This window comes from Oleiphilus sp. HI0117 (genome assembly GCF_001635235.1).
Genome location: NZ_LWGA01000771.1, coordinates 1 through 9,042, shown reverse-complemented (window position 1 = coordinate 9,042; position 9,042 = coordinate 1). Strand labels below are relative to the sequence as shown.

General features: G+C 42.7%; 8 protein-coding genes. 4 read left to right on the top strand and 4 right to left on the bottom strand.

The annotated features are described in order from the left end of the window. The 4 genes from A3757_RS12495 to A3757_RS12480 all read right to left on the bottom strand — a co-directional run. On the bottom strand, positions 1-477 hold a 477-nt coding region (locus A3757_RS12495; protein WP_156506299.1), incomplete at its 3' end, for an ATP-binding cassette domain-containing protein. A 26-nt stretch (positions 478-503) separates the two neighbouring features. After that, a complete protein-coding gene (locus A3757_RS12490) occupies positions 504-1,538 on the bottom strand; it encodes an ABC transporter permease (RefSeq protein WP_068509074.1) in 1,035 nt (344 codons plus the stop codon). Positions 1,539-1,540: 2 nt separating this feature from the next. Further along, entirely contained in the window at positions 1,541-2,644 is a 1,104-nt protein-coding gene (locus A3757_RS12485; RefSeq protein ID WP_068509072.1) for a microcin C ABC transporter permease YejB, read from the bottom strand. Then, entirely contained in the window at positions 2,644-4,428 is a 1,785-nt protein-coding gene (locus A3757_RS12480) for an extracellular solute-binding protein (protein ID WP_068509069.1), read from the bottom strand. Before A3757_RS12480 ends, A3757_RS12485 begins: the two co-directional genes overlap by 1 nt. A gap of 423 nt (positions 4,429-4,851) precedes the next feature. On the opposite strand from A3757_RS12480, the gene A3757_RS12470 reads away from it, so the two are divergent. The 4 genes from A3757_RS12470 to A3757_RS12455 all read left to right on the top strand — a co-directional run. Continuing rightward, complete coding sequence (locus tag A3757_RS12470; protein WP_068739719.1) at positions 4,852-5,943, top strand: hypothetical protein; 1,092 nt, start codon at positions 4,852-4,854, stop codon at positions 5,941-5,943. 30 nt (positions 5,944-5,973) lie between these two features. Then, complete coding sequence (locus A3757_RS12465; protein WP_156491882.1) at positions 5,974-7,116, top strand: TonB C-terminal domain-containing protein; 1,143 nt, start codon at positions 5,974-5,976, stop codon at positions 7,114-7,116. Then, entirely contained in the window at positions 7,117-8,127 is a 1,011-nt protein-coding gene (locus A3757_RS12460) for a methyltransferase (protein WP_068510522.1), read from the top strand. It begins immediately after the preceding gene. Between the two features lie 350 nt (positions 8,128-8,477). After that, positions 8,478-9,042, top strand: a 565-nt coding sequence (locus tag A3757_RS12455; RefSeq protein ID WP_231878267.1) for a DUF6160 family protein, incomplete at its 3' end; no start/stop codon positions are given.

Sequence of the window (9,042 nt, the reverse complement as noted above, 5' to 3'; positions counted from 1 at the left end):
TTGGTGAGGATAGGATCCCAGGCGAGACTCAGGCTCAGGAATACCAACTAGATCTAGTAATTCGATAACACGCTTACGAGCGGCTCGAGTTGAATGAGCGCTGTGTAACTGTATTGATTCGGCAATTTGTTTCTCAATCGTATGTAGCGGATTAAGTGACGTCATTGGCTCCTGAAAGATCATGCCAATTTTACCGCCACGCACACTTCTTAATTCAGTCTCGCTTGCTTTTAAAAGGTCTTTGTTTTGAAAAAGGATTTCGCCACTCGGGTAAGACGTTTTATTTCTTGGATGTAAGCCGAGAATCGCCTGGGCAGTTACTGATTTTCCAGAACCGCTTTCGCCAACAATTGCGATTGTCTTTCCCGCGTGAATATCAAAACTGATACCTTTAACTGCCTCTATTTCTTGCTCTCCTTGTTGAAAGCAAACACGAAGGTCTCTGATAGATATTTGAGCATCGTTATCGTTTGTCATAAAAACTAATTACCTTGAGTGCGTGCTTATATCTTTTTTGGGTCGAATGCGTCGCGTACGGCTTCGCCAATAAATACAAGTAGAGACAGCATTAGTGCAAGAACAATAAATGCCGATGCGCCGAGCCAGGGTGCGTGTAAATTTGTTTTGCCTTGTGAAATCAGTTCACCTAGTGAGGGTGATCCTGGTGGAAGCCCAAAGCCAAGAAAGTCGAGAGAGGTCAGGGTAGTAATTGAACCCGTGAGAATGAAAGGCATGAAAGTAAGTGTCGCGACCATAGCATTAGGAAGCATGTGTCTAAACATAATTCCTCTATTGTCCAAGCCTAGTGCACGGGCTGCGCGTACGTATTCTAGGTTTCTAGCGCGCAAGAACTCTGCGCGTACAACGTCAACTAGCCCCATCCAGCTGAATAACAGCATAATACCAAGTAGCCACCAGAAGTTAGGCGTAATAATACTACTCATGATTATCAGCAGAAATAGAACGGGTAGCCCAGACCAGATTTCTATAAAACGTTGGCCATAAAGGTCGATGCGGCCGCCATAAAAGCCTTGTATAGCGCCAACTACCACACCAACAACAGAGCTAAATAATGTGAGTGCTAAACCAAAGAGTACTGATATTCTAAAACCGTAAATCAATCTTGCGACAACATCACGAGCCTGATCGTCGGTCCCAAGTAAGTTTTCACTTGAAGGAGGGCTTGGGGCGGGTACAGGAAGTTGATAGTTAATGGTGTCGTAGCTGTATTGTATAAGAGGCCATAACATCCAGCCTTCTTCATTAATCAGCTCAGAAACGTATTCGTCACGATAGTCGGCTTCGGTCTCAAAGTCTCCTCCGAATGCGGTTTCTGGGTAACTATTTAAGAATGGCGTATAAAGTTCACCCTGATAGGACACCAAAAGAGGCTTGTCATTTGCAATGATTTCGGCAAACAGTGAAGCAAAAAATAAAATCGAGAATAAGATTAAAGAGTAATATCCGCGTTTATTGGCCTTGAAGTTAGCAAGGCGTCGGCGATTCAGGGGTGACCACGAGCTAGTATTAATCAACATCACTATTGCTCCCTGCTTGCAAAGTCAATTCGCGGGTCAATAAAGACGTATGTCAGGTCGCTAATGAGTTTTAGAATTAGACCAACCAGGGTAAATACGTAAAGCGTTCCAAACATAACCGGATAATCGCGGTTGAGTACAGCTTCGAAACCAAGCAGTCCAAGGCCGTCAAGCGAAAAAATTACCTCTATCAACATCGAGCCTGTGAAGAATATACCGATCAAGGCGCTAGGCATTCCTGCAATAACTATCAGCATGGCATTTCTAAATACATGTCCATATAAAATGCTTTTGTCTGTGAGCCCCTTAGCTCTGGCAGTCGTAACATACTGCTTGTTGATCTCATCCATGAAGGAGTTCTTGGTAAGCATTGTTAGAGTTGCAAAGCCACCTATAACGATAGCGGTAACTGGCAGTACTAGGTGCCAAGCATAATCCAGAATTTGCTCGCTTGTCGTCATGGTGTCAAAGTCTGGCGAGGTAAGACCGCGTAAAGGGAACCAGTCCCAGTATGTTCCACCAGCAAAGAGAACTATTAGGATAACGCCGAATAAGAAGCCAGGAATTGCGTAACCAACAATAATGACACTACTGGTCCAAAGGTCGAACTTGGAGCCGTCTTTGATCGCTTTTTTGATGCCGAGCGGGATCGATATAAGGTAGATGATCAGTGTTGACCAAAGACCAAGAGAAATTGATACCGGCATTTTTTCAAGGACTAAGTCGAGTACACTTTTGTCGCGGAAAAAGCTTTCGCCAAAGTCAAAAACAGCATAGTTTTTGATCATAATAAAGAAGCGCTCATAAGCTGGCTTATCGAAGCCATACATCTTTTCAATGCGCTCAATAAGCTCAGGGTCAAGGCCTTGAGCACCATGGTATTTAGAGGAGCTGCCAGAGCTGCTAGAACTTGAGGTGTTGGTAGATAGCTCTCCGCTACCGCCGCCTAAACGGCTTTGAACGTCTGAACCCATTCCCTGAATCTGTGCGAGCATTCGCTCAACGGGGCCGCCGGGTGCTGCTTGCACGATAATGAAGTTTAAGAGCATGATGCCGAGTAGTGTCGGTATCATAAGAAGAAGTCTGCGAAGAATGTAGGCGCTCATTACTTACGGAACCACCACGTATCGATCGCTACTCCGGATTTGGGGGAAATTTCAGGTCTCGCAAGGCTCTTAGTGTAAGCGATACGCTCAACCGGGTTATACCAGTTAGGTATTACGTAGTGCCCGTGTAGTAGAACTCTGTCGAGAGCACGAGTTCGATTAACTAAAGACTTTCTGTCTGGCGCACTGATGACAAGATCAACAAGCTTATCCACGACAGGGTCTTGTATTCCGGCAATGTTTCTAGAACCCTGCGTATTGGCTTTTGATGAATGCCAGTATTCTCTTTGCTCGTTACCTGGTGAATTTGACTGACCAAAACCACCAACCATCACATCGAAGTCAAAAGAGCGGCGGCGATTTATATACTGGGTAGTATCTACGACGCGGATACCGGCTTCAATTCCAAGTTTTTCAAGATTTTTAATAAAGGGTTGTACTACACGCTCAAAGTCTTTCTGGAATAATAAAAACTCGAATGAAAAGGGCTTTCCGCTCTGCTTATTTGTCAGCTTGCCATCCTTCACAGACCAGCCTGCTTCTTTCAGTAACTTGATGGCTTTCCTTAAATTTTTTCGCAAGCTTGCAGGTTTTTCTGTGCTAGGTGAACGGTATTCACTTGTAAAAACAGATGATGGAAGTTGGTCTCTAAAGGCTTCAAGGGTGCTTAGCTCTTCACCAGTCGGCAAGCCCCGCGAAGCGAGTTCAGAGTTCTCAAAATAACTATTACTGCGTGCATATTGCCCATTAAACAAATTCTGGTTGGTCCATTCAAAGTCAAATGCATAGGCGAGCGCCTGTCTGACACGGCTATCCTTGAAAAGTTCTCTACGTGTATTGATAACAAAAGCCTGAAGACCGGCTGGGCGCTCGTGCTTAACTTCTTCTTTGATCAGTTCGCCGTTATCAAACTTTGGGCCGACGTAGGCGTTAGCCCAGTTGCGTGCAGTGTTCTCAATGCGGAAATCAAACTCGCCAGCTTTGAAAGCCTCCAATGCAACAGTGTTATCTTTGTAATATTCGTATACGATTTTATCGAAATTATACATACCCTTGTTAACCGCAAGATCTTTTGCCCAGTAGTTTGGGTTTTTCTTCAGTGTGACCGAGCGACCAGGGTCAAAGCTGTCGATCATGTAAGGGCCGTTGCCGACAGGAATATTTAGCGACGATTTACCGAAATCGTGTTTACTCCAATAGTTTTTGGAAAAAATCGGGAGTTGACCAATGATGAGCGGGAGTTCTTTATTTTGATTGGTAGCAAACTCAAAATGAATGACTGAATCTGAGCGAACCTCAACGTTTTTTACATCGGCATAGTAAGCTGCATAGAATGGTTGTGCTTTTTCATGCTTCGTTAGTGTTTCGAAACTGAACTTTACGTCGTCTGCTGTTATGGGGCTGCCATCAGAAAACTTGGCATTAGGGTTTAGCTTGAATGTAACTGATGAACGGTCATCAGGCGTCTCGATTGTTTCGGCAATTAGTCCATATTCGCTGAAAGCTTCATCACTCGCATGCTTTGTGAGACTTTCATACAAGTAGCGAACACCCGCGGCAGAAACGCCTTTAATAATATAAGGGTTGAAACTGTCGAAGTTATCACCGACAACGCCTAGTTTTAATGTGCCACCCTGGTTTGCAACAGGGTTGACGTAGTCAAAATGCTCAAAAGACGGGTCGTATTTTAACGAACCATGCATTGCAATACCGTGCTGAGGATTTGCAGCAATAGTGAAAGTTTGAAAGATGAGAGTAAAAAACAAAGCGAATTTAAAATGCATGGCTTATTTTGCTTATTGTAAATGTAGTTGAAAAATCTAGTCTCAATGCACACTTTAGTGCAAATTACAGGATGAAAGATCGTAAAGTTAAATGATAGACTCGTCTATAGCTTTTATCACCTTAAAGGCTTACGAAATATTTAGTTAGGCAAAACTGTTATTTAAGTTCGTTTTTTACAAGGCCGCAACGCTGGCATTTTGACACCGTTACAAGCTTGCCCTGTTTAACGTCGAACTTTGAGTTGCTTATAACCTTCCACTTATGAAAGCCGCTTTTGCATAAAGTTTTGCCTTTATGCTTGGCCTTTGGGGATGGTTTTTTAAAGGGAATTACATTAGACATAATAAGAGCTTTCGTTGCTTGAAGGCCTGAATTCATCGTTATAAAAGGCTTAATGCCTATTAAGAGTTGTTGCAATACTGATGTTACCAAGACGCTACTTAGATCGCTACGCCTTATTTGTTGGCCTTAGTTTTTTGCTGCATGCGATTATAATCGGCGTGGTTATGCTTGCTCAGGTGGATAAAGATGAAGAGGAAGAAAAGCAGCATAAAGTTCTGATAAAATTAGATAATCCTATTAATGAAGAGGAAGAGGAAGAGGAGGAGGAAGAGGAAAAGCCTTTAACAGAAGAGAAAGCTAAAGCAGAGAAAGCTAAAGCAGAGAAAGCTAAAGCAGAGAAAGCTAAAGCAGAGAAAGCTAAAGCAGAGAAAGCTAAAGCTGAGAAAGCTAAAGCAGAGAAAGCCAAAGCAGAGAAGGCTAAAGCTGAGAAGGCTAAAGCTGAGAAGGCTAAAGCTGAGAAGGCTAAAGCTGAGAAGGCTAAAGCAGAAAAAGCCAAAGCAGAGAAGGCTAAAGCAGAGAAGGCTAAAGCAGAGAAAGCTAAAGCAGAGAAAGCTAAAGCAGAGAAAGCTAAAGCAGAGAAGGCCAAAGCAGAGAAGGCCAAAGCAGAGAAGGCCAAAGCAGAGAAGGCCAAAGCAGAGAAATCGGGTGGTGCTTCCAGCCACAAAGGTTCCGGTCAGGCTTCGAATTTAAAGACTATTAAGCCGCGTCAAAGACTTGTAGATGGCATACCGGGTTCAGAATATCTAATAGATAAGAAAACGCTTAGGCAAAACTTCGTACTGACTAAAGAGGGTGAGGTTTTATATAAGTATGGAGCCGTCAAAGCTAAGCAGATTGAACAATCAATGTCACCTAGGCATAAGCTCATTGCGAGTGACTATTTGAAGCAAGGCTTTAAAAAAATTGAAAGCAACCTGGTAAGACCGAAAAGAAGTTACAGAGATGTTGGTAAAACCTATTACGGTCAAATTACATATTTACAGGACAGTGAAGGCTATTTTTATAATGTTGTATTTAAACAGCGTTCTGGAAGTGAAGATCTAGATAAGGCATTTATGGAAGCTTTATTAAAAACTGGGAGACTTGCGCCACCAATCGATCCAAAGGTTAGAAACTATTTTTTATATCGAAAGGGTTTGCTCTATTACGGTGAGTCTGATTTTGCTAACTAGTTTTAAGCGTTAGGTATCTTCGTTTTGGGTGTGGACAAGATAAAAGATCGTTGGCGTTTTGGTGTTCTACTTGCTGTAAGTATTATCATACATTTGCTCGCTTTAATCTTTTATGTGTGGCGAACGCAACATAGTGAGAATGAAGTCGAAGAAACGTCTGTCGTCCAAATTAAATTGATAAAACATCACTTAGAAGAACCAGGACCAGAACCAGAACCAGAACCAGGACCAGAACCAGAACCAGAACCAGAACCAGAACCAGAACCAGAGCCAGAACCAGAGCCAGAGCCAGAACCGAATCAGGATTCGGATTATTTTTCTCCGGTGCATAATGCACAGGAGTTTTCGTCCAGTAATCAAACAAATCGAGAGGCCAAAGAGGTGTTTTTTGGTGATGGCGGGGTCGAGCGCGGAGAGCAGCTAGCGAATAAAAGTATTTTAAATGAGGAGCCTGAGAAATGGAGTCAGTTGCCTGACCCTTCAGATGATCTGGCGGCCTCTGAGAAAAAAACACAGAACCAAACAGATGAAACTGAGTCAATAAGCCGGAATCTGTTAGATACGAGTACTAAAGGTGTTAATAAAGTGGCTGAACAATCTTCACAGCTGAATGACATGGATGAGCGTAACAATGTAGAGGAGAGCTCCATTATTCCTTCGTATATGGAAGATGTATATGGTGAATATGAGGCTGATACCGTTCTTTTAGAGGAAAAGAGTCAAGGAAACCCAGACACTCATGTTGTTGGGAATATCAGCTTGCTCGGTGAAGATGAACTTGAGAACGTAACTGTTGAACAACCATATAGCGAACAAGAAAGTGAAGAACTGCGTATGGTTAATAAATTTCTTGAAAGAATGAATAAGCAGGTTAACGAAAAATGGAATAATCCATACAAAGGTAGGCAAATGCATAGAGGTGTTGCAAAGCTAGAGCTGGACGAATACGGAAATGTCGTTGATGTATTTATCTTCTTGCAGAGTGGTCTCCCTGCTTTGGATGACTCGGTTGTTCGTGCAATTCGAGCCGTAAAGCGCTTTGACGTCCCAAAAAATACGATTATCGCCGAGCGATACAGCCACTTACGGTTTCACTTTAGTTCCATTGAGTTGGAGAGAGATAAAATGCCATTTGAAGTGGATCAATCCCATATTAAAGACGAGAGTGATTAGATGCACGTAAGATCAAAGGTTATTGAACGCAATTCAGAACAGTTTTCCCAGTGCAGAAAGTTGATTATTTTTGGTCCACCCCCTGGTGATCCTCTTGAGTATTTAAATCCTGAAAAGGTAATTACCTTTGATTATCGAGTATATCGGTCTTTAAAAAACTCTCTTGGTAACAAAGTCTTATTTAGTTTGGGTAATGAAGGTCTTGAGGCTTGTGATGCGGTGATCATTCACATCCCAAAAGCAAAGGCAGAGTTGGACCTTATCTTGGCCTATGTTACGCCTCTGTTGTGTCAAGGTGGTGATATCTATCTCGTGGGTGAGAAAAAAGCCGGAATTGCTAGTGCGGCTAAGAAGTTAAGCTCATATAGCAGTGATGCTAGCAAGATTGATTCAGCTAAACACTGTCAATTGTGGCATGCAAGCCTAGATCAAAAAGTCGAGCCGTTTAGCTTAAAAGATTGGATGACATCATTTGATGTTGAGGTGAATGACATATCCTTAAAAGTGGCTGCTATACCAGGTGTGTTTAGTATCGGTGAGCTCGATGAGGGTACTGAGCTACTACTGGCGAATATGTTTACCCGTCTAGAGGGGCGAGTATTGGACTTTGGTTGTGGTAGTGGCGTACTAGGGTGTTATACAAAACTGCTCAATCCAGGTATTAAGCTGGAAATGGTTGATATTAATTTGTTGGCCCTAAAGTGCGCTGAAGAAACTGCGCGGCTAAATAACATAGATGTAGATATTTACCCCAGTGATGGCTGGGCTGAGGTAAAAGGTAGGGTTAACGCCTTAGTGACGAACCCGCCATTCCATCAAGGTGTAGATACTGAATACACAACTACTGAGGGGTTTATTAAAGGTGCCAAAGATAAATTGACAAAGCACGCACCTTTTCTTTTAGTTGCGAATTCTTTTCTTAAATATGCATCGATTATTGAGGCGAGCATGGGGCGCTGCGATGTATTGGCTGAAACCACTAAGTTTCGTGTGTATAAGGCCTTTCGCTGAAGCTTGAATTATTTATAAGCAAAAAAAAGCCCTTGCATTGCAAGGGCGAGTCCACTCTAGCTTTACGCTAGCGATAAAAACCTGAAAAAATGAATTGCGTTCATTGGGTTAGATAATACTTCTTAGAATTAGAATGTTCATACTAAAATTTGAACTGGCTCACAAATATGTTTTATTGACTATTACTTGCCCTGCTTCTAAAGCATAAACCATTGGTGCATGTAACGGTATGTGATATTTTACATATATATGTGACTGTTGGTCGGCTTATAAATATTACTATAGCTTATCGACTTGAGCACAAGGAATACTGAATAGGTGGAGATTCCACCTAACCCTCAGGAGTACTCATGAAGACGGGTAGGGCTGTAATAGCCAAAAATAACAAGAATATATTCAAGCAAATTCCTGTAGCTGCTAAAAGCTGTGCTTTAGTGGTGGGCCTTACGTCGCCGTGCGCGTTTGCTGAGTTACAATTCCTTGACGATAGCTCATTATCTAACGTTACGGGTAAAGCTGGTTTGACTATTGATATAGAAACAAGGGTACATATCGGCGAGTTCGAATATGTAGATGCTGGTTCTATGTATACGAAAGATTACTCCTTGACTGGAATCGGTGGCGGCTTAGTAGACAACCTTCGCGCAAAAATTGACGTGACAGATGGTAACGAAACATTGGCAACAGGGTTTTCCGATGTTGCGCTCCTGGCCACTGCTGGTTTTTTTGATACGAGTGAAACTGATGTTGCCTGGGCTATCAATGAGTATGCTGATGGTGCTGGTGGGTTTGGGAAGCAGTACGGCGATGGCGATGTGCTTATTCACGTTACGTCACAAGACCTTGGGTTCAGTGATGCCGTCCTCACTGGCAATACTCCACCTCCACCGTCTACGCACGCATCAAATCTTGATA